The following is a 21,142-nucleotide window of genomic DNA, read 5'->3' as shown; positions in this document are numbered from 1 at the left end:
AAGACAATTTGTTGTATTCAGGGGAGGATGGATGATGGAACAGACGATCGATGGGAAAACAATCAAGGAATGGCTAGAAGCTTATCCGTTGCTTCAGCCAATGATGGCAGCAAAAGAAGTATTTTGGTTGAACCCGAAATATGAACAATGGAACGCGGCGGCTGAACGGCCGTTTAGAATTGACGACGTGCTGGAGGCGGAACAGCGGTTGCGGCGATTTGCTCCGTTTATTGAAACGGCCTTTCCGGAAACAAAGCAAACGAGAGGAATCATCGAATCGCCGCTTATCGAAATGGCGCATATGCCAAAGGTGCTTGAAACGATGTTGGAACAACCGCTGTCGGGCACAATGCTGTTAAAATGCGACAGCCATTTGCCGATCGCCGGTTCCATTAAAGCGCGAGGGGGAATTTATGAAGTATTAAAGCATGCAGAGACACTGGCGTTGCAGCATGGGCTTTTGTCGCTGGAAGATGATTATTCCGTTTTGGCTGAAGATACATTCCGCTCCTTTTTTTCGCAATATACGATCACGGTCGGGTCGACGGGAAATCTCGGCTTAAGCATCGGCATAATGGGGACAAAGCTCGGTTTTCGCGTCAATGTGCACATGTCAGCAGAAGCCAAGCGATGGAAAAAAGATTTACTACAGAAAAACGGCGCGTATGTGATTGAACATTCGTCCGATTACAGCACCGCGGTGGAACGAGGTAGAAGAGAAGCGGAGGGTGATCCGAACAACTATTTTATTGATGATGAAAATTCCGCTGACTTGTTCCTTGGCTATGCGGTTGCGGCTTTGCGACTTAAGCAACAATTCGCGGAACAAGGGATCGTCGTCGATCGCGAGCACCCGCTGTTTGTCTACCTCCCATGCGGTGTCGGCGGCGCGCCGGGCGGCATCGCGTTTGGGCTGAAGCTCGTGTTTGGCGAGGCGGTCCATTGCTTTTTTGCCGAACCGACGCATTCGCCGTGTATGTTGTTAGGGATGATGACCGGATTGCATGACAAAGTGAGCGTTCACGATTTTGGCCTCGACAACCAGACGGAGGCGGACGGTTTGGCTGTCGGGCGGCCGTCGCGCTTTGTCGGCAAAGCGGTGGAGAAGTTGATCAGCGGCATTTATACGGTGGAGGATCGGCATTTATTGATGCTATTGGCACTTATGAAAGATCAAGAAGACGTTGCGCTAGAGCCATCTGCACTGGCAGGCGTGTATGGCCCTATTTCCCTTTTTGCGAAAGGAACATCGTATATAGAACAGCGCCAATTGTCCGAAAAAATAAAGCAGGCGACCCATTTATGCTGGGCGACAGGGGGGAGTTTCGTGCCGGAAGAGGAGATGGAGAAGTATTATGAAAAAGGGAAACGATATATGAAATAGCGGTCGGTACGTTGATGATTTGCTATTCTGCTGTTAAGTGAGAGAGAACCGGGAACTGTAGAGAAGCAAATTCGCTAACATAAATTTACCTCCAGATAAACTTTTTTAGTTTTTTAACACATTCACCGAGAAGTCTCCCACCTCTAAATGGAATGTAGGTGGGAGAGGTTCATTTTATAGACGTTATAGTCTATCTTCTGTAAAGGTAAAGCCAAGTATTTGGATTCCTAGTGTAATCGTTATTATGCTTGTTTCTATAATACTTTATGAACTAAGTATCTTACCAAATTGATCTAGTATTGACTAAGGGGGACTACTATCCCTCTTTTTTCTTTCTCTATCATCGCTATTCCTAATCAAAATTCCCTTTTGCGGTTGGACTTTATTATGTGTCTGACGATGGGTATATTCCATTCTTTTTGTGAAAGCCTTTAGCCAAGTAATATGGTAGTTTATTAATTTGTTAAAATATGGTATTTTTTGATTGACAATGCAAAAGAAAAGCGGTTACAATAAAAATAAGCTATTAGTTTATTTAGAAAATTAGGGAAACAGGTGTTGATTTCCATGCTAAAGCAGGCAAAAAGCAGAATCGGCCGCAACGCCGTTTTGCTTGCGATGTCGGAAGAAGAGGAAGAAACGGGATTAACCGCTCATTTAGATGCGCTTCAATGGCGCTACTGCAAAGGAAAAGTCGGTTCAATGGATTTGCAAAAAATTGTGTCTTCCATTGAGACGGCAGCCAAGCGCAACCAAGTAGTTAACGGTGAGTTGTATCGCGAAATGCATGCGCTGTATCATGCCGTTGTTGAAGCGATGCAAGGCGTGACGAGAGGGCAAGTGGAGCTCGGAGATTTGATGAGAACGGTCGGCCTGCGGTTCGCCGTTGTTAGGGGAACGCCGTATGAAAATGAAGCGGAAGGCGAATGGATCGCCGTTGCTTTGTACGGAACGATCGGTGCGCCGATTCGCGGGCTGGAGCATGAAACGATCGGATTAGGAATCAATCATATGTAAACATAGACAAAAGCCTACAGTTTTTTAGTTCATGAGGAGGCTATACCACAAGTGATTTTTTTGTGGTGATGGCCTCCTCCTTTATTTTGTTAAAGCAAAGGAGTGTCGCAAAATGGTCGTTTTGACAGGACATACATTGACATTGGAAGAAGTGAAGCGCGTCTTATATCAAGATGAGCTCGTCATCGCGGCAAAAGACAGCATGGAAGCGGTGGAGCGAAGCCGGAAAGCGGTCGAGGACATCGTCGCCAATAAAAAAGTGGTATATGGCATTAATACCGGGTTTGGCAAATTTAGCGATGTCTTAATTGAAGCGGATGACGTCGAGGAATTGCAATGGAATTTAATCCAATCGCATGCTTGCGGCGTCGGGGAGCCGTTTCCGGAAATCGTCTCCCGCGCGATGCTGCTTTTGCGCGCGAATGCGCTGTTAAAAGGATATTCAGGGGTTCGTCCGGTTGTTGTGGAGCGTTTAATCGATTTATTGAATGCGAAAATTCATCCCGTCATTCCGCAGCAAGGCTCATTAGGGGCAAGCGGCGATTTGGCGCCTCTTTCCCACTTAGTGCTCGCTCTTCTCGGAGAAGGCGATGTGTTTTACCGCGGACAGCGCATGCCGGCCATGGAGGCATTAACAAAAGAAGGCATTGCGCCGATTGTGTTAAAGGCAAAAGAGGGGCTTGCGCTTATCAACGGAACGCAGGCGATGACGGCGATGGGCGTTGTCGGCTATTTAGAAGCGGAGCAACTCGCATATGAAAGCGAAATGATTGCAGCGCTGACGATGGAGGGCTTGCGCGGCATTATTGACGCGTTTGACGAACGCATTCATCTCGCCCGCGGCTATAAGCAGCAAATGGATGTGGCAGAACGAATTCGCCATTATTTAGCGGACAGCGAGCTCACGACGAAACAAGGGGAACTTCGCGTTCAAGATGCGTACTCGTTGCGCTGTATTCCGCAAGTGCACGGCGCTTCTTGGCAGGCGCTTGATTATGTGAAAGAAAAGTTGGAAATTGAAATGAACGCCGCCACCGACAACCCATTGATTTTTGATGACGGAGCGGCCGTGATCTCCGGCGGCAACTTTCACGGCCAACCGATTGCGTTAGCGATGGATTTTATGAAAATTGCGATTGCTGAGCTAGCGAACATCTCCGAGCGGCGCATTGAGCGGCTCGTCAATCCGCAGCTTAGCGACTTGCCGCCGTTTTTAAGTCCGGCGCCTGGGCTTCAATCAGGGGCGATGATTATGCAATACGCAGCGGCGTCGCTTGTTTCGGAAAATAAAACGCTCGCTCATCCAGCAAGCGTCGACTCCATTCCGTCATCGGCGAACCAAGAGGACCATGTCAGCATGGGCACGATTGCTTCGCGCCATGCGTACGCCATCTTACAAAACGCAAGGAGGGTGCTTGCGATCGAGTTGATTTGCGCCTTGCAAGCGGTGGAATATCGCGGTGTGGAAAAAATGGCTTCGCAAACGCGCACGTTTTATGAAGCGGCACGCCAGATTGTACCATCGATTACAAAAGACCGTGTGTTTTCAAAAGATATTGAAGCCGCGGCGCAATGGTTGAAGCATATCGATTGGCCCTTTTGTTCCAACAAAATAACATCTGTTAATCAATATCAATAAAGGAGGAAATGAAATCATGAGCCAAATGACTTCGCGCAATGTGAAAGCAAAGAAAGGTTTGGAGCTAGAATGTAAAGGTTGGGAGCAAGAAGCCGTTCTTCGCATGCTGTACAACAACTTAGACCCGGAAGTAGCGGAAAAACCGGAAGACCTTATTGTGTATGGCGGCATCGGCAAAGCGGCGCGAAACTGGGAGGCGTTTGATGCGATCGTGCGAACGCTGCGGGAGCTCGAAAAGGACGAAACGCTTCTCATTCAATCCGGAAAGCCGGTTGGTGTCTTTAAAACACATGAAAGAGCTCCAAGGGTGCTTCTTTCGAACTCTGTACTTGTGCCAAAGTGGGCAAATTGGGAGCATTTCCATGAGCTCGACAAAAAAGGTTTAATCATGTACGGGCAAATGACAGCGGGCAGCTGGATTTATATCGGCACGCAAGGAATTTTACAAGGTACGTACGAGACGTTCGCAGCCGTGGCGAAAAAGCATTTCGGCGGCACATTAAAAGGAACGTTGACGCTGACAGCGGGACTCGGCGGCATGGGTGGCGCGCAGCCGTTAGCGGTGACGATGAACGAAGGTGTCGTCATCGCCGTTGAAGTCGACCCAAGCCGCATCCAAAAACGATTGGATACCAAATATTGCGATCGCATGACGGAGTCGCTTGATGAAGCGCTCATGTGGGCGTATGAGGCAAAAGAAAAAGGCGAACCGCTTTCCATCGGCCTCGTTGGCAACGCGGCGGAAGTGCATCATGAGCTATTAAAACGCGGAGTGAAAATTGACATCGTCACCGACCAAACATCAGCGCACGATCCGTTGAACGGCTATGTTCCGGCTGGCTTGTCATTAGACGAAGCGGCCGAGTTGCGAAAAAATAATCCGGAGGAATACGTGCGCCGTTCGAAACAAAGCATGGCGAAGCATGTAGAAGCGATGCTCGAGTTCCAAAAGCGCGGGGCGATCGTGTTTGATTACGGCAACAATATTCGCCAAGTCGCCAAAGATGAAGGCGTTCAAGATGCTTTTGCGTTTCCAGGTTTCGTTCCTGCGTATATCCGTCCGCTTTTCTGCGAAGGAAAAGGGCCGTTCCGCTGGGCGGCGCTGTCGGGAGATCCGGAAGACATTTATCGGACAGACGAACTCATTAAAGAACTGTTTCCGGAAAACGAAGCGCTCATTCGCTGGATTGACATGGCGCAAAAGAAAGTGGCGTTCCAAGGGCTTCCAGCGCGCATTTGTTGGCTCGGCTACGGCGAGCGCGTGAAAATGGGGCTTGCGATTAACGAACTGGTGCGCAAAGGTGAATTAAAAGCGCCGATCGTCATTGGCCGCGACCATTTAGATTGCGGTTCCGTCGCTTCGCCAAACCGCGAAACGGAAGCGATGAAAGACGGCAGCGACGCCATCGGCGACTGGGCGGTGCTCAACGCGTTAATCAATACAGCTGCCGGCGGTTCATGGATTTCGTTCCACCATGGCGGCGGCGTCGGCATGGGATACTCGTTGCATGCAGGCATGGTTGTCGTGGCCGATGGGACGGATTTAGCGAAAGAACGTTTAGAACGCGTATTGACGACCGACCCGGGCATGGGCATTCTTCGCCACGCCGATGCCGGCTATGAGCGTGCGATTGAAGTGGCGCAAGAAATGAATGTGAATATCCCGATGTTAAGGGGGAAACAGTCGTGACGCAACCGTTTGATACGCTCATTATCAATATCGGTCAGCTTTTGACGATGGAAGGGGACGGTCCAGCTAAAGGGGAGCAAATGAAGACGCTCTCCGTATTGGAACAGGCGGCTGTCGGCATCCGCGATGGAAAAGTTGCTTTTATCGGCACCATGGAAGAAGCCGCTTCCCTTCAAGCTGACAAAGTGATTGATGCGAAAGGGAAACTTGTGACGCCGGGGCTCGTCGACCCGCATACGCATCTTGTGTTTGCTGGTTCACGGGAGCACGAGATGGCACTGAAGCAGCAAGGCGTGCCGTATTTGGAAATTTTAAAACGGGGCGGCGGCATTTTATCGACTGTTCAAGCGACAAGAGAGGCAAGCGAGGAGGAGCTTTTAGAAAAAGCAAAGTTCCACTTGAATCGCATGATTTCATACGGCACGACGACGGTGGAAGCAAAAAGCGGATATGGATTGGATGAGGAGACCGAGTTGAAACAGCTTCGTGTCGTCAAGCGCTTGCAAGGCGAGCATCCAATCGATCTTGTCTCCACCTTTCTCGGCGCGCATGCGATTCCAACGGAATATAAAGAGGAGCCTGACCGTTTCCTTGCGAATATGATCGTCCTTCTTGACATCATCAAAAAAGAGGAGCTCGCCGAGTTTGTCGATATTTTTTGCGAAACGGGCGTGTTTACCGTCGAGCAGTCGCGCGCGTTTTTACAAGCGGCAAAAGCAAAAGGATTTGACGTCAAAATTCATGCGGACGAAATCGACCCGCTCGGCGGCACGGAATTGGCGGTCGAGTTGGAGGCAAAAAGCGGCGATCATTTAGTCGGGGCATCGGAAAGAGGGATTCAATTATTGGCTCAATCAAACACGATTGCGGTGCTTTTGCCAGGTACTTCATTTTATTTAGGAAAAGAAAAGTACGCAAAAGCGCGCGAAATGATCGACGCCGGGGCGGCGGTGGCGCTGTCGACCGATTTTAACCCTGGCAGTTCGCCGACGGAAAACTTGCAGCTCATTATGTCGATTGCCGCTTTAAAATTAAAAATGACGCCAGAAGAAATTTGGCATGCGGTGACGGTGAATGCAGCCTATGCGATTAACCGCGGCGAGGAAGCAGGCCGCATCGCCATCGGCCGAAAAGCGGATATCGTCATTTGGGATGCGCCGAACTACGCTTACATTCCGTATCATTACGGAGTGAACCATGTCCGCACCGTCTTGAAAGCGGGGAATGTCGTCGCAGAAAGGAGCGGAGGCGATGCGGTTTTCGTTTCTTAAAGAGGCGGGAAAAGCATTCTTTCAAGACCGGCATGTGACAAAGGCGAATGAATTGCTTGTCCCTTGGAACGGCGGTGATGCCAGCAACGTCAGCCTCATCGGCGCACCGCTTTCGAAATCGTCGATCAGCCATTCAGGAGCGGCGTTTGCGCCAGGCGCGATTCGCCAAGCACTTTCCTTTTACAGCACGTATTCGATTGCAGATGATATAGATTTAGCAGGCGTCATCGTAACCGACTACGGTGATATTATCATGCATCCGACCGATATTATCGAGTCGCAGCGGCGCATTGCGGACACGATGGGGCAAGTCGTCGCGTCCAATCCGAGCGCGTTATGGATTGTTCTTGGCGGCGACCATTCGATCAGCTTTCCGGCTGTGAGCGGATTTCAAAAAAACAAAGGGAAAGTGGGCATTATTCAGTTTGATGCGCATCACGATTTGCGTAATTTAGAAGACGGTGGGCCGACGAACGGCACACCTTTCCGCAGCCTGATTGAGTCGAGTATCATTGAAGGGCAGCACCTCATCCAAATCGGCCTGCGCGATTTCGCCAACAGCAAGGTCTATACCGATTACGGCAAACAACACGGCGTGGCGATGTATACGATGGAAGATGTATATCGTCGCGGCGTTCAATCGATCATAGAAGAAAGTATCGCGAAATTGGAGTCCGAAGTCGATGCGATTTATGTATCGGTCGATATGGACGTTCTCGATCAGGCGCATGCGCCGGGGTGTCCAGCGATTGGACCAGGCGGAATGGATAGTTATTCGTTATTGAAAGCTGTTTCGCTCTTGGCGCAATATGAGATGGTGCAAGCGATCGACATCGTCGAAATCGACCCGACCATCGATTTCCGAAATATGACGAGTCGCACCGCTGCGTGGGTTATTTTGCAGTTTTTAAAAGCGAAGAAAAAAGCAGGGATGATATAGAATCAAAACGGCAAGCTAATGTGGGAGAGCTTGCCGTTTTGATTTGCGAAAAAGCAACAAGTGTAGGTGTGTAGTACAGAAGTGTTGCCCATACAGACAGTTTCATATTAAGATGAGAGAAGATAGCTAGTTTTTTGACAAAGGAGAACTGCATATAATGGATGGAATTTTATCTTCAGAAGCATTGGGGGCGCTAGTGAGGATTATTGCCATCGATATTATTTTGTCTGGCGATAATGCTATTGTCATTGCGATGGCAACGAGACGGCTTCCAAAAGAACAGCAACATAAGGCGATTGTTTGGGGAACAGGCGGGGCAGTTGTTTTGCGGATTGTGTTTGCGGCCGTTATCGTCTTTTTGCTAAATATTCCGTTTGTACATTTAGTCGGAGGACTGTTGTTGCTTTGGATTGCTTATAAGGTGCTTGTTGAACGTGAGGAAGAGGCGAATATTCAATCATCCGATCGCCTTTTCAAAGCGATTTGGACCATTATTATAGCAGATGCCGTCATGAGTTTAGATAATGTGGTGGCTGTCGCTGGAACATCGGAAGGGCATATCGGCATGATTGCATTTGGTGTGGCCATTAGCATTCCGATTATGATTTTTGGCTCGAAGGCGATTATGGAGATGATGGAAAAGCATGCTTGGATTGCTTATGTCGGATCAGGTATTCTAGCCTGGACGGGCGGAAAAATGATGATGGAAGATGAAGGGATTATCGATCTCCTTCATATCCCCCATGGTCCATTTACATATGCCATCGCCGCTGGATTAACTATTTTCGTTTTAGCCGCTGGTTATATTATGAACAAAAAAGCGGAGGCGCAAAGCGAAGAAGAAAGACTTGTGTGATTATCAAATGTGTTGCGAAGGATTGCTATAGGACGGGGAGCAACGGTAAATCAAGTAGTTGCTCCCCTCTTATTTGTGTAAAATTGAAAAAAAGGGGACTGGCTTCAAAGAGGTGAAACTGTTTGAAAAAGCATTTGACATATGAAGAGATGATAAAAATTTGCCAAACAATTAATAGATGTTATCTTCCAAGCAATGAAGCGTTTGAGGATGCTATCGATGATTTGTTTGAGAAATATGAAGAAGATGACGCTAAGCGATTCTTACTTCAGGCATTTAAAAAGCTTTTAGCTCTTGTTGATCAAGAAATTCAAATCATTGAACAAAAAGTAGCAATCCGTCCAACTTGCGAAAAAGGATGTGCGTATTGCTGCTACTTCCCAATCATTATTACAAAGATGGAAGCGAAATTAATGATGGCATACATTGATAGCTTACCAGCAGCGGAGAAAGAAGATATTCATATCCATCTAGTAAAATATTTTCAAAAAAATAAGGAAAAGTTACAAAAACTATGTGCTATTGATTTTACAGAAGCTCCCGATTTCAAAGAACAGTATATTGTCGAGCGGTTGCCGTGTCCGTTTTTAGATCTAAAGACTAATACGTGCAAAGTATATGAGGTAAGGCCGATTCCGTGCCGCACATATTTAAATTATTGTTCTCCGAAGGCGTGTGCCGATTCATATATTCCGAAAGAACCATTCAGTTACGAATTTTTTTATGAGTATTATATGGAAGCGCTAAATGAGATTGTTCAGGAACTATTATATGAAAATGAGGACATAGGAATCGATTATCCAGAAGATGCGTTTGTGTTTGATTATTTGCCTAACTTTTTGAAATCGATAAAAAATATATAAAAAATTTTCCAAAAGGCTGTATAAATATTGTTTATGCCGGACATAATGATACTGTAAAGTTTCCAAGTATTCCCCCGATCCCCTGTGAATATATGAAAACCCCTTCGATTTTCGAAGGGGCATTTTTTTGTCTAAAAAACCTCCCTATATTTTGAATGCCGTCCATAATTGAAAAGCATTCAAAATATAGGGAGGCTCGTTTATTTAAAGCACTCTTTTTGCGCCAATAAATTTAGGTTTCCAGTAAGAATTGTTCAAATTGTCAATTTTAACGCCTTTGGAAGAAGTAGCATGAATGATTGAGTTATTCCCAATATAAATGGCAACGTGGGAAGCACCTTTTTTATATGTAGTGAAGAATACTAGGTCGCCAGGACGTAAGTTTGACTTATGTACTTTTTTTCCTGTTTGATACATTGAGGCAGAAGAACGAGGCAATGTTTTCCCTGCTTTTTTGTAAGTGTAATATACAAAACCGGAACAATCAAATCCTTTTGGAGTAGTGCCGCCAAATTTATAAGGAGTTCCGATAAGCTTTTTTGCTTCGGTAATAACTTTTTGCGAAGTTACAGCCGCTTCTGCATTGAAAGCGTTACCAAAAAGAGAGCTAAGTATGAGCGCAAAAGATAGTAGAGTGACTGAAAATACTTTTTTCATTCTCCCAAAACCCCCAACAATACCAAAATCCCTTATCCTTTTCACAGTTTTCAGTATAGCAAAAATTTTGTCGAAATGTTGTTACATTTAAATTAAATAATATTACAGAGAAGTTACAAAAATTGAGGACAAGGAATTATGACTTGGTGCTAAAAATTATCCTTATAATTCGATAGAATTAGAGTGATTTTTAGGAGAAAAACCACTTATAATTAAGGTAGAAAATGTCGTAAAATGTCGAAGGAATAGGAAAGATGAAGGGCGAAGTCTCTTTTTAGCCCGGTTATAATAATAGTAAAAATATATGGTGAGCGTCTATGTTATCTAATACGATCGAATATACTTTATTTATTCTTATTATTTTATTAATTATATTAACTGTGCAGCATCAGATGAATCGACTTATTCAGACAAAATTAGAAATGTCGATTTTTCAGATGGCACAGCGTTTAACAATCATTTTTTATATTTTTATTTTTTTTATGTTAATAGGTGGATTTTGGTATATTAACTATTTAGAAGAAAAAGAGCACAAAGAATACGAACAATTTTCTAAGCATTTTACATCAGTGCTTGCATCGGAATTATTGCGAATGGACCACTATTTACTCAATTCCTCGACAAGCGAATCGAATGATCATTATGTTCGTATTTTGCGTTCAATGACTCGCTGGCAAAATGAAAATAGAGAGATATTGAGCATTTATACAATAAAAAAGCAAAAGGATGGGAAAAACTATTTTGTCATCGCACCAGCAACAGACTACAATCGTAACGGAAAAATCGACGGTCAAAAAGAGCAAATTGTGCCAATTGGAACGGTATATAAGAAACATATTCCGGAATTAGAGCGAGCGTTCCAAGGATATTTCAGCATGGAACCAAAACCAGCCTCAGATTATTGGGGGGAAACCATTAGCGCTTTTGGCCCGATATTTAACCCCGATGGAAAAGTTGATGCTGTGTTGGGCGTTGATTATGATGTAAAAAAGTATAACGGAAAAATAGAAAAAGCCCGTAACAAGGGCATAGCAACTGTTTTTCTCCTATTTCTTATAACCTATATTCTTTATTTATTGCTCATATACATTCGGCTCGAGAAGCTATTATTTAAAAAATACAAAGCGGAGTTGGAGATTAGTCAGCAGAGGTTTAAGCGGCTGTCTGAGGTATCCGTCGAAGGGATTATTATTCATTCAGAAGGAGTTGTGCTAGAGGCGAATAAGGCGGCATGTGAATTGTTCGGTTATACAGCTGATGAATTTTTCCATATGCCGATCCAAACGCTTGTCGCTCCTTCGTCATTGCACGATTTGCGGGCGTCTTTAGCCAAAGATAACGTGTATGAAATGTATTTAAAGAAAAAAGATGGGACCATTTTTCCAGCAGAGATCTTGCGAAGCGAATATGAATATTACTCGAAAAAATTCAATGTTACCGCCATTCGTGATATTACGGAGAGGAAAAAGCATGAAGAAAGGATGCATTACATCGCCTTTCATGACGATTTGACGGGCCTGCCCAATAAGGAAATGCTGCATCGGCTGTTAACAGAAAAAATGGATGAGGCCAACCGCGTCGATTCGAAGGTAGCTGTCATGTTTGTTGAAATGAAAGGATTAAAAATCGTGAACGATTTGTGCGGCTATTCGGTCGGGGATCAGGTGCTTTTAGCAGCCGTAGCAAAAATTAAGAGTGCAATCGGAGAAGCGGATGTTTTCGGGAGATGGAGCGGCAATGAATTCGTTTTAATTTTGCCTCATATTGAAAAAGAGGAGCAAGTAAAAGAGCTCAGCCACCGTTTAACAGAGATGATGGAAGAACCTCTCCTAGTGAATGGTCAAGAATTTTTTATGACATTGAAAATGGGAATCAGTATATATCCGAAAGATGGGGATGATAGTAAAACATTAATCCGTAAGGCTGATATCGCTAGACATGAATTATCAAAAAAAGCAATCAGTCAATTTCGCTTTTTTGAGAAACAAATGAATCGAACGATTTACGAAAAAATCAATGTAGAACGTGAATTGCGAAAAGCTCTCGAAGCGGAAGAATTTGAACTTTATTATCAGCCGCAAATCCAATTGAGCACCGGGCAAGTTGTCGGAATGGAAGCGTTGATTCGCTGGAACCATCCAGAAAGAGGGATGATTTCCCCAAATACTTTTATTCCAATCGCTGAAGAAACAGGTCTCATTATCCCGATCAATGAATGGGTCATGGAAAGGGCTTGTCAACAAACAAAACAACTGTTAGAGAAACACCCGTCTCTATCGGTTTCTGTCAATTTGTCGCCATATGAGTTTGAAAGCAGGAGATTGGTGCATAAGCTTGTGAAAATACTTGAAAAAACAAATTTGCCTCCACATTGTCTAGATATTGAAATTACGGAACGAATGACAATGGACACAGAAAAAGCCATTCCGATTTTAAATAGCTTAAAATCAGTCGGTATCAATGTCAGTATTGACGACTTCGGAACGGGATACAGCTCTCTTAGCTATCTAAAAAAATTGCCGATTGACCGGCTCAAGATTGATCGCTCGTTCGTACAAAATATTCAAGAAGAAAAAGAAGCCATTTTGCCTGCGATTATTTCCCTTGGGCATAATATAGGAGTAAAGGTGCTCGCAGAAGGAGTGGAGACCGAGCAGGAAGCTTCATATTTGCGAGAGAAACAATGTGATGAAGTGCAGGGCTATTATTATACGAAACCGTTGCCGTTTGGTGATTTAGTAAAGTTTTTAGAAGAGCATCAATATAAGAGGCATTTGGCGACAAGTAATCCCAGTCGTTAAAGGTGGATGAAAAATGGACATTATGTGGAGGATTGCTGAGGAAAAAATTCGCAAAGCCATGAAAAATGGAGAGTTTGATCAGTTGCCGGGATTTGGGAAACCGCTTGAACTCGATGATTTATCACATATTCCGGAAGAGCTTCGCATCGGCTATCTTATGTTAAAAAACGCTGGCTATGTTACAGAGGATGTCGACTTGAAGAAAGAATTGATGACGATCGAGGATTTGTTGCGTTGCTGTAAGGACGATCAGGAAAAAGAGCGGCTTATGCGAAAATGGAACGAAAAATTATTGCGGCTGAATACTTTAATGAAAAAAAGAAACTGGAATAACTCTCGTGCTTTAAGAGAGTATCAACAGCGAATTGAAGACAAATTTCGCTCGTAATAAGAGAAGTTTTATAAACTTTTATTATTATAAAGCTTACCGTTCAATTTTGAACGGTAAGCTTTTTTATTCGTTTTTGTTGATATAATTCTTTTTCACAATTTCCCACATTTTTTTGATAATGTTTACACATATTCTGGCCATAATATCGGTACAAACAGGAAAATACTATAAAAAAGGAGTGCGAGTATTCATGAAGAAAAAAATGATTGCGATGGCTCTTGCCACAATCGTCGCGATTCCGACAGCCGCGTTTGCTGCCGAAAATCAAGCCTCTAAAAAACTGGAGAACGCTTTAGAGAAGGCCCCTTTGTTGAGAGCAGAAGGGAAATTTGCCCATCATTTTGCAAAGCATTTACAAATGAGCGAACAAAAAGAACAAAAATTATTGCAGATCGCTAAAAAATACGCTCCAAAATATGTAAGTGATTTACAACAAACTATTGATAAACGTCAAGAACTTTTAAAAGAATGGCGTGCTTTAAAGCCAAAGGAAATATGGAAAGAAAAACGCGAGGAACTTATGAAAGAGCGAGAGGCAAAACTTGATGAACTTCTCGACCAACTGACATCGGGAAAAATCACGAAAGAAGAGTTTAAACAGAAGTTAAAAGAAGCAAGAGAACAGCGCAAAGAACAGCTAAAACAATGGAAAGAAAAGCAGTTGCCTATGGCAAAAGAGGCAGCTGAAAAGGAAAGAGAGTTCCGTAAACAATTCCGCGAAGCAATAAAGACGAACAATGAAAAAGAGATTGCTAAATTATTGCCGCAATTCATTCAGCATCTACAAGCGGGAAATCAAAAATTAGAGAAATTGATTCAAACGATGAAGCAAAATTAATCTATTCACTAAAAAAATCGATTATAATAGTGAAAAAGGTCGTGTTGCTGATAAACACGGCCTTTTTTAGTAAGAACGAATAAGCGGGGATGGAGGATGTACCAAATTTATTTAGTAGAAGATGAAGAAAATTTGAACCATTTACTTACTTCATATTTAGAAAAAGAAGGATGGAGCGTCACTTCGTTTTTCAATGGAACGGACGCGTCGATCGCTTTAAAGAAAAGACAGCAACCGCATCTATGGATATTGGACATCATGCTTCCGGATGCTGATGGGTTTGAGCTATTACGCGAAATTAAAGCTTTAGATGCAGATGTGCCTGTGATTTTTATTTCTGCAAGAGATGCGGATTTGGACCGAATACTTGGCCTAGAGCTAGGGAGTGATGACTATTTAGCCAAACCATTTTTACCGAGGGAACTGGTAGTAAGGGCAAAAAAGTTGCTGCAACGCGTATATGAAAAATCAGCCAATCATTTATTTCATTCTGCCCATCTTATTCATTGCCCGCCTTATATCATTGATGTAGAAAAAAGAATGGTTAAGGAAGGGGAAAAAGCAATTGATTTAACATCAAAAGAGTTTGATTTATTGCTTGCATTTGCTAACAATTTCACCTATGCGCTTTCTAGGGAGCAGTTGCTAGAGAAAGTATGGGGAATTAATTATTTTGGCAGCGATCGAGCCGTAGATGATCTTGTACGGAGATTGCGGAAAAAAATGCCGCACTTGCGCATTGAAACGATTTATGGATTTGGTTACAGGATGATGGCACCATGAAGAATAAACCATTAGCTATTCAAATATGGCTTGTGTTTGCAGGCATCACTATTATGTTTTCTATTTGTATTGCTATTTTTATTTTTGTTACGTTGCGCAGTTTTTTCATGGAAGAAACGTACCGAATCATTGAGAATGCGCAGATTAATCGATTTACCGACAATCTTCTCGAAGACAATCCCATTGAACGGGATCAGAACAGGCAATCAAATCGCAGTGTAAACCATATAGTGTTTTTGCCAGAAGCGGGCGTGGTGGGAAATAGCAAGCTGCCTAAAAAAATATTAAAACAGCTATATAAACAGACTCTTTCGCAAGAAGAGGCATCTAAACGATATACAAGACAAATTCAAGGGAAGCGAATTTATTATGTGATCCGCAAAGGAGCGGTTTTCGGACGAGAAGTTGCCCTCGTCTCGTATATGTGGGATTCTTATTTAAACGAATTAGTGCGAACGCTGTTTCGCAGATTGATCTTTGCGATTATAATAGCCCTTTTAATCATTTCTTTTCCAGCCGCATGGCTTGCAAAATATTTAACAAGACCTCTGCGGCAAATGGACGAGCATGTTAAGCGAATCGCGGAAAAGGATTGGCATGAACCGCTCATTCAAAATCGAAAAGATGAGATTGGCGGTCTTGCCCGCTCCATCGAGAAAATGCGAAAAAAATTGATCCAGCAGGATGAAGCACAAAAAGCGATGTTGCAGCATATTTCTCACGAGTTAAAAACCCCGGTAATGGTCATTCGCAGCTATGCTGAATCTATTGAGGATGGCATATTTCCAAAAGGGAGTTTAGAAGGATCGGTGAGTGTGATTAGAGAAGAAGCGGTTCGTTTAGAAAAAAGGGTAAAAGATTTGCTCTATCTCACAAAGTTGGATTATTATGCGACACAACATCCAAAATCGGAGATATTTTATATTGCTCCGATGCTAGAAGAAATTATTGAACGAATGAGGCTGCATCGCCCGGATGTGAGCATCATTACCGAATTAGAAAATGATGTAGTTGTGATCGGAGACGCGGAGCAATGGAAGATCGCTTTTGAAAATCTGCTCGATAATCAGATGCGTTATGCAAGGATGAACATTCATGTCAAGGCTGAGAAAATACAAAATGGCGTTTGTGTGCAATTTTGGAATGACGGGCCGCCAATTGACGAACATTTGCTTCCTCATTTATTTCAAAAATTCAAAACGGGGGAGCGGGGAAAATTTGGATTGGGACTTGCAATTGCTGAGCGAATTGCTAGGATTCATGGAGCGAAAATCAAAGCGGTTAATGAGTTGCAAGGCGTATCATTTTATGTCACATTTCCAATAAAGTAAAAGAGGGAGGAAAAACGTTGACATATCCCATTATGCTAGATGTGGCAAACAAGCAAGCTGTTGTTATTGGGGGCGGAAAGGTGGCCGAACGAAAAATTCATGGACTGCTTGAAGCGAGGGCAGTGGTTACAGTTGTTTCTCCCGAGGTTACTGATGCGCTCTATCAACTTGCGAAAGAGGGAGAACTTGTTTGGAAACAAAAGACATTTTCAGCTGATGATATAAGCAGTGCTTTTATTGTGATTGCGGCAACAAATAACAGCGACGTAAACGAAGCGGTCGCACAAGCGGCAACTCCGAATCAGCTTCTGAATGTCGTCGATGCGCCGGAAAAATCGAATTTTCATGTACCGGCGATTGTACGGCAGGGGAGACTCACAATTGCGGTTTCCACAGGGGGGGCAAGCCCCATACTTGCTAAGCAGATTCGTCGCCAAATGGCTGCCATGTATGATGAGCATTACGGCCGATATGTCGATTTTTTGTACAATTGCCGACAATATATCTTAACGCATATAAAAGATCCAATGAAAAAACAAAAGCTGTTACAAACGATTGCTACAGAGGAATTTCGGAAAAAAGGAAATTGGGAGGAAGCATTCGGCAAGCTGCTTCAACACGATCAGGCGGATTGAATGTGACAAGACAAAGCAGCCTCGCTGCCATTAAGGAGCGGGCTGCTTTTTTACCGATTCCATTTATACGTCCAAAAGCGTTCTGTTTTAAGCCATGAAAGCCCATCGCCGCCCCGTTTAGCTGCCGCTTTCATTAATCCTTCAGTTTGAGAGCGATGCGCCTGAATGGCTGCGAGCTTTTTATCAATAACGGAGCTGACGTCGCGCACAATATCCGGTTTTCCTAGGTCTTGTTCGCAGTTTTTAGCGAAAGCAACGCAATGAACGGTCGGCCGCTGCTCCATTGGAAGCTGCTCGAGGGCTTGGATTACGGCCGCTCCACACGCATCGTGATCGGGATGGACGCTATATCCCGGATAAAACGTGATAATAAGCGACGGATTTGTTTCGGCAATGATGCTTGCAATTCGTCCGACAAGCAGCTGTTCGTCTTCAAATTCAATTGTTTTGTCGCGAAATCCCAGAAGGCGTAAGTCGTTAATGCCAATAATTCTACATGCTTCTTCAAGTTCTTTTTTTCGAATGAATGGTAGCGATTCGCGGGTAGCAAATGGAGGCGTTCCCATGTTGCGCCCCATTTCTCCAAGTGTTAGGCACGCGTATGTAATAGGGGTGCCATTTTCCGCATGCATTGCGAGCGTCCCCGAAACACCAAACGCTTCATCGTCTGGATGAGGAAACACCACAAGAATTTGTCTTTCCATTTTTATTCCCCCTTAGAATGGCTCATAGCTTAATTGCAAAGCAACAGCAAGCTTCCCTTCGTAGTCATGTCCGGCCAACAGCAATTGCCCATTGTCTGTCAATTCCCAATCCGTCAGTCCTTCTGCATACACCCAGCCGAAATCAAGCTTTAATCCAATACGGTAAGGACCTTTTCCGGTAATTTTTCCATGGCTAAAACGGATGCGGCCATTGCGAATGTATGCTCCTGCGGAGAAAAAGCCTTCATTATGGTGCGAGGCGTAAGCGCCGTTAGTTGTTTCTAAATGTAAATATACATCTTGATTGGCAAAACGGTTCAACACCGTCTGTACTTCTTCTGTACGAATCGGCTGCAATAAAAGCCCCTCCCTTGAACGTTATTTTTTTATTATTTTACCTGAAAGGGATGTATAAAAGAAAATATTTCGCTTGTGCTCGTTTTTTGTATAATAAAAGAGACATGCGAAGACGTAACTTTCAAACGTTTAGAAACTTGCACCAAATGAAAAAGGAAAGGGTGGTTTCAGTGGGATTTCAAGGAAATGGTGTAACGTTTTTGAACATGGATGGTACGTATATTTCGCAGCAGCGTCTTGTTTGTTTGCCGCATGAATGGATTGATTTGACGGATGTCGCCCATACGAACTTATATTGTGAACCAAACTCTTTGCGTGAGCTGGAAATGCGCATCCGGAAAAGAACGCGGCAGGGGCTCGTTTTCATCGGAAGCGGAAATTATCATTATATCTCCTATTTGCTTACAAAAGAAATTAAAAAACCGTTTACTCTTGTATTATTTGACCATCACACAGATATCGGAACCGGAGAGGAAACGATCATCTCGTGCGGTTCATGGGTTTCTTATGTGTTGAAGTTGCCGCAATTGCAAAAAGTTGTAATCATCGGACCAACTGTGCGGCAATATCCTCATCATTCTTCAAGGATCACAGTCTTTCCAAGTTCATTATGTTCTCCAAAAATTTTATTATCTCATATTCCAACCGAACATGTATACATTTCAATTGACAAGGACGTCCTTTGTCTAGATGATGCGGTAACAAATTGGGATCAAGGAACGATGAAACTTTCATTTTTGCTTCGATGTTTACAAGAATTATTGATTTATAAGAATGTCATTGGGGTAGATGTGTGCGGCGAGTATCCCCAAGCATCTATTCATTCATTTCATCCCGTCAGCAAGGAAGCGAACCGGAAAAATGAGCGTGCGAACATGCGCATTGCTGAATTATGCTTGCAAGCTGCTGCGTCGCATCCGCGTCCAGCTTAAACGATCGCGCCCGGTTCCCTTTGAAAAGAACCGGGCTTCATTCAACTACATTTCTTCACAATATTGCAGGCTAAGTTGGGAGGCGACGGCCTTCTCTTTTAGTTGTGATAAATAATGCGAAATTTCCCTTCATTCAAAATAGGTGCTATATATTCCGTTTCTAGCTTTGCCACTTTCGCAAAAGGAGGGCCTTGGTGAATTTTGTCAAGGAACATTTGCAGCCGTTCGTCGCTTCCTTGCACTTCTAATTCAACCGTTCCGTCTTCATTGTTTTTTACCCATCCGGTCACATCCCATTTTAACGCTTCATGCTGCACGTAATAGCGAAAGCCAACTCCTTGGACGCGGCCGTGAACAATCACTCGCAATCTTCTCATCACTGTCCCCCTCGCATCGTATCCCTATAGCACCATGATACAACAAGACGGGGAATTTTCAATCAATGACACCATTCAAAAATATAAAAAAGCCTAAGTAAGCAATGTTCACACTATTTGGCTTAGGGCCAAATGCTTTTGAATTTTTTCTTTGATCAGCTCTACAAGAAGCGGGTGATACCCTAAATAGCCGCATAAGATCCATTGTTGGTTGTCTGAAGAAAACAAACGCAGCTGTTTTTCAATTTTTTTCATTAATATGCCGGTAAAGAGTAAGTAGGGAACGACAATAATAGTTTGATGCCCGGAACCTTTGGCTTTTTCCAATCCTTCTTCAAGCGACGGATGGGCGGCGGCTAGAAAACATACATCAACGCATGGGATATTTGTTTGTTGCTGCAATCGTTTTGCGATTTCTTCCATATCCCGTTTGACGTCCGGGTCGCTGCTGCCGCGCGCGATCAAAAGAATCATTGAACGTTGATTGAGGGAAATGGATTGTTCAGAAATCCGTTCGCCAATAATTTGAACCATTTTTTCGTGAACGCCAAAAGGCTGTTCTAAAACAATGTTGAGGTAAGGATAGCGCTGAAGAGCCTTTTGAATAGCTTCCGGAATATCGTGCTTTGCGTGGCCAGCCGCCAAAAGCAAAACAGGGATGACGACGATGCGTGTTGCTCCTTGCTGTACGCACCGCTCAATGCCCGTCATCATATCTGGATCTGCTAATTCGATAAAGCAAATTTCTTGAATGGGACAGTCGATCGATGATTTGCATCGCTCGACAAATGCGATGGCTTCCCCACAAGCTTTGGCCATGCGGCTTCCGTGGCACACATATAAAACAGCCTGCATACGCTCCTCCTTTATAACGCCTCGTTCGCAAGCGGTTGTTGCTTGAGCATCACTCGTTCAAACCATTGAATTTTTTCACGCAAGGCGACGACTTCCCCAATAATAATCATGCTCGGGTTTTCAATTTGTTTTTGCTGGATTGTCTCAACAATCGTTTCGAGTGTTGCCGTTACGGTTCGTTGCTCGTATAAAGTTCCCCATTGAATGACGGCTACTGGAGTGGAAGGGGGCTTTCCGTGCTTCAGCAGCTGTTCGCGAATATATGGGAGGTTCTTAACTCCCATGTAAATAGCGAGCGTATCGATGCCTTTAGCGAGGCTTTCCCATTTCATTTCTTCGCTACTTCCTTCGCGTCTATGTCCGGTAATGAACGCAATGCTTGAGCTGAAATGGCGATGGGTGACAGGAATTCCAGCATAGGCAGCAGCAGCGATGCCGGATGTGATTCCAGGAACGACTTCAAACTCAATGCCATGTTTCACAAGAGCTTCCGCTTCTTCGCCGCCCCGACCGAATACAAATGGATCGCCGCCTTTCAAACGAACAACGATTTTTCCTTTTTTGGCGTGGTGAACTAAGAAACGGTTGATCGTTTCTTGCTGCATTGTATGATACCCGGGCAATTTGCCGCAAAAAATAAGTTCTGCATTCTGTTTGGCGTATGTCAACAATTCTTCGTTAATGAGTCGGTCATATAAAATAACATCTGCCTTTTTTATGCAGTTCAGACCTTTAACAGTAATGAGTTCAGGATCTCCGGGGCCCGCCCCGACTAAGTATACTTTGCCCATCCTCCTTCAGCTCCTTCGGCTTTATAGAAT

At 44.0% G+C, this 21,142-nt stretch carries 21 protein-coding genes; 15 read left to right on the top strand and 6 right to left on the bottom strand.

All coding sequences use genetic code 11. From position 1 onward, the window contains the following. Positions 1-34 precede the first annotated feature (34 nt). From N667_RS0117890 to N667_RS0117855, 8 genes are all read left to right on the top strand, one after another. A complete protein-coding gene (locus N667_RS0117890; RefSeq protein ID WP_156936161.1) occupies positions 35-1,384 on the top strand; it encodes a D-serine ammonia-lyase in 1,350 nt (449 codons plus the stop codon). A gap of 567 nt (positions 1,385-1,951) precedes the next feature. After that, positions 1,952-2,401 carry a hut operon transcriptional regulator HutP gene (hutP, locus tag N667_RS0117885; RefSeq protein ID WP_027410761.1) on the top strand — a complete coding sequence of 150 codons (450 nt, stop codon included), beginning with the start codon at positions 1,952-1,954 and terminating at the stop codon, positions 2,399-2,401. 112 nt (positions 2,402-2,513) lie between these two features. Continuing rightward, positions 2,514-4,040 carry a histidine ammonia-lyase gene (hutH, locus tag N667_RS0117880; RefSeq protein ID WP_027410760.1) on the top strand — a complete coding sequence of 509 codons (1,527 nt, stop codon included), beginning with the start codon at positions 2,514-2,516 and terminating at the stop codon, positions 4,038-4,040. Positions 4,041-4,065: 25 nt separating this feature from the next. Next, on the top strand, positions 4,066-5,730 hold the full coding sequence (gene hutU, locus N667_RS0117875; protein WP_027410759.1) for a urocanate hydratase: 1,665 nt from the start codon (positions 4,066-4,068) through the stop codon (positions 5,728-5,730). A 47-nt stretch (positions 5,731-5,777) separates the two neighbouring features. Further along, on the top strand, positions 5,778-7,001 hold the full coding sequence (gene hutI, locus N667_RS0117870) for an imidazolonepropionase (RefSeq protein ID WP_051530102.1): 1,224 nt from the start codon (positions 5,778-5,780) through the stop codon (positions 6,999-7,001). After that, positions 6,982-7,941 carry a formimidoylglutamase gene (gene hutG, locus N667_RS0117865; RefSeq protein WP_027410757.1) on the top strand — a complete coding sequence of 320 codons (960 nt, stop codon included), beginning with the start codon at positions 6,982-6,984 and terminating at the stop codon, positions 7,939-7,941. Before hutI ends, hutG begins: the two co-directional genes overlap by 20 nt. Before the next feature lie 157 nt (positions 7,942-8,098). Further along, entirely contained in the window at positions 8,099-8,797 is a 699-nt protein-coding gene (locus N667_RS0117860) for a TerC family protein (protein WP_035099341.1), read from the top strand. A gap of 122 nt (positions 8,798-8,919) precedes the next feature. After that, complete coding sequence (locus N667_RS0117855; protein WP_027410755.1) at positions 8,920-9,660, top strand: YkgJ family cysteine cluster protein; 741 nt, start codon at positions 8,920-8,922, stop codon at positions 9,658-9,660. Between the two features lie 204 nt (positions 9,661-9,864). Here the strand turns inward: N667_RS0117855 and N667_RS0117850 are convergent, their stop codons facing one another. Continuing rightward, complete coding sequence (locus N667_RS0117850; RefSeq protein WP_027410754.1) at positions 9,865-10,317, bottom strand: C40 family peptidase; 453 nt, start codon at positions 10,315-10,317, stop codon at positions 9,865-9,867. A gap of 317 nt (positions 10,318-10,634) precedes the next feature. Between N667_RS0117850 and N667_RS0117845 the strand changes: the two genes are divergently transcribed. From N667_RS0117845 to N667_RS0117820, 6 genes are all read left to right on the top strand, one after another. Then, the gene (locus tag N667_RS0117845; protein WP_027410753.1) at positions 10,635-13,118 is read left to right on the top strand and encodes a putative bifunctional diguanylate cyclase/phosphodiesterase; all 2,484 of its coding nucleotides are present in this window, start codon (positions 10,635-10,637) and stop codon (positions 13,116-13,118) included. A gap of 13 nt (positions 13,119-13,131) precedes the next feature. Next, positions 13,132-13,506, top strand: coding sequence for a DnaJ family domain-containing protein (locus N667_RS0117840; RefSeq protein WP_027410752.1), 375 nt, complete (start codon positions 13,132-13,134; stop codon positions 13,504-13,506). A 193-nt stretch (positions 13,507-13,699) separates the two neighbouring features. Then, a complete protein-coding gene (locus tag N667_RS0117835; RefSeq protein WP_027410751.1) occupies positions 13,700-14,347 on the top strand; it encodes a hypothetical protein in 648 nt (215 codons plus the stop codon). Positions 14,348-14,443: 96 nt separating this feature from the next. Beyond that, positions 14,444-15,130, top strand: coding sequence for a response regulator transcription factor (locus tag N667_RS0117830; protein ID WP_027410750.1), 687 nt, complete (start codon positions 14,444-14,446; stop codon positions 15,128-15,130). Next, positions 15,127-16,461 carry a sensor histidine kinase gene (locus tag N667_RS0117825; protein WP_027410749.1) on the top strand — a complete coding sequence of 445 codons (1,335 nt, stop codon included), beginning with the start codon at positions 15,127-15,129 and terminating at the stop codon, positions 16,459-16,461. The genes N667_RS0117830 and N667_RS0117825 overlap by 4 nt, the downstream gene beginning before the upstream one ends. Positions 16,462-16,478: 17 nt before the next feature. Next, the gene (locus N667_RS0117820; protein ID WP_027410748.1) at positions 16,479-17,096 is read left to right on the top strand and encodes an NAD(P)-binding protein; all 618 of its coding nucleotides are present in this window, start codon (positions 16,479-16,481) and stop codon (positions 17,094-17,096) included. A gap of 50 nt (positions 17,097-17,146) precedes the next feature. On the opposite strand, the gene bshB2 is transcribed toward N667_RS0117820, so the two are convergent. Beyond that, the gene (bshB2, locus tag N667_RS0117815) at positions 17,147-17,800 is read right to left on the bottom strand and encodes a bacillithiol biosynthesis deacetylase BshB2 (RefSeq protein ID WP_027410747.1); all 654 of its coding nucleotides are present in this window, start codon (positions 17,798-17,800) and stop codon (positions 17,147-17,149) included. A gap of 12 nt (positions 17,801-17,812) precedes the next feature. Then, complete coding sequence (locus N667_RS0117810) at positions 17,813-18,157, bottom strand: YojF family protein (protein ID WP_027410746.1); 345 nt, start codon at positions 18,155-18,157, stop codon at positions 17,813-17,815. Positions 18,158-18,327: 170 nt separating this feature from the next. Between N667_RS0117810 and N667_RS0117805 the strand changes: the two genes are divergently transcribed. Then, positions 18,328-19,089, top strand: coding sequence for an arginase family protein (locus N667_RS0117805; RefSeq protein WP_027410745.1), 762 nt, complete (start codon positions 18,328-18,330; stop codon positions 19,087-19,089). A gap of 98 nt (positions 19,090-19,187) precedes the next feature. On the opposite strand, the gene N667_RS0117800 is transcribed toward N667_RS0117805, so the two are convergent. The 3 genes from N667_RS0117800 to cobA form a co-directional block, all read right to left on the bottom strand. Beyond that, positions 19,188-19,466 (bottom strand): acylphosphatase, encoded by a 279-nt coding sequence (locus N667_RS0117800; protein WP_027410744.1) that lies wholly within the window; start codon positions 19,464-19,466, stop codon positions 19,188-19,190. Between the two features lie 108 nt (positions 19,467-19,574). Continuing rightward, positions 19,575-20,321 carry a sirohydrochlorin chelatase gene (locus N667_RS0117795; RefSeq protein ID WP_027410743.1) on the bottom strand — a complete coding sequence of 249 codons (747 nt, stop codon included), beginning with the start codon at positions 20,319-20,321 and terminating at the stop codon, positions 19,575-19,577. 11 nt (positions 20,322-20,332) lie between these two features. Further along, positions 20,333-21,112 (bottom strand): uroporphyrinogen-III C-methyltransferase, encoded by a 780-nt coding sequence (cobA, locus tag N667_RS0117790; RefSeq protein WP_027410742.1) that lies wholly within the window; start codon positions 21,110-21,112, stop codon positions 20,333-20,335. Positions 21,113-21,142 lie beyond the last annotated feature (30 nt).

The organism is Anoxybacillus tepidamans PS2, from assembly GCF_000620165.1.
Taxonomy (GTDB): Bacteria; Bacillota; Bacilli; order Bacillales; family Anoxybacillaceae; genus Anoxybacteroides; species Anoxybacteroides tepidamans_A.
Note: the sequence above shows the minus strand (reverse complement) of the source record. Positions and strands in the feature narration are given on the sequence as shown.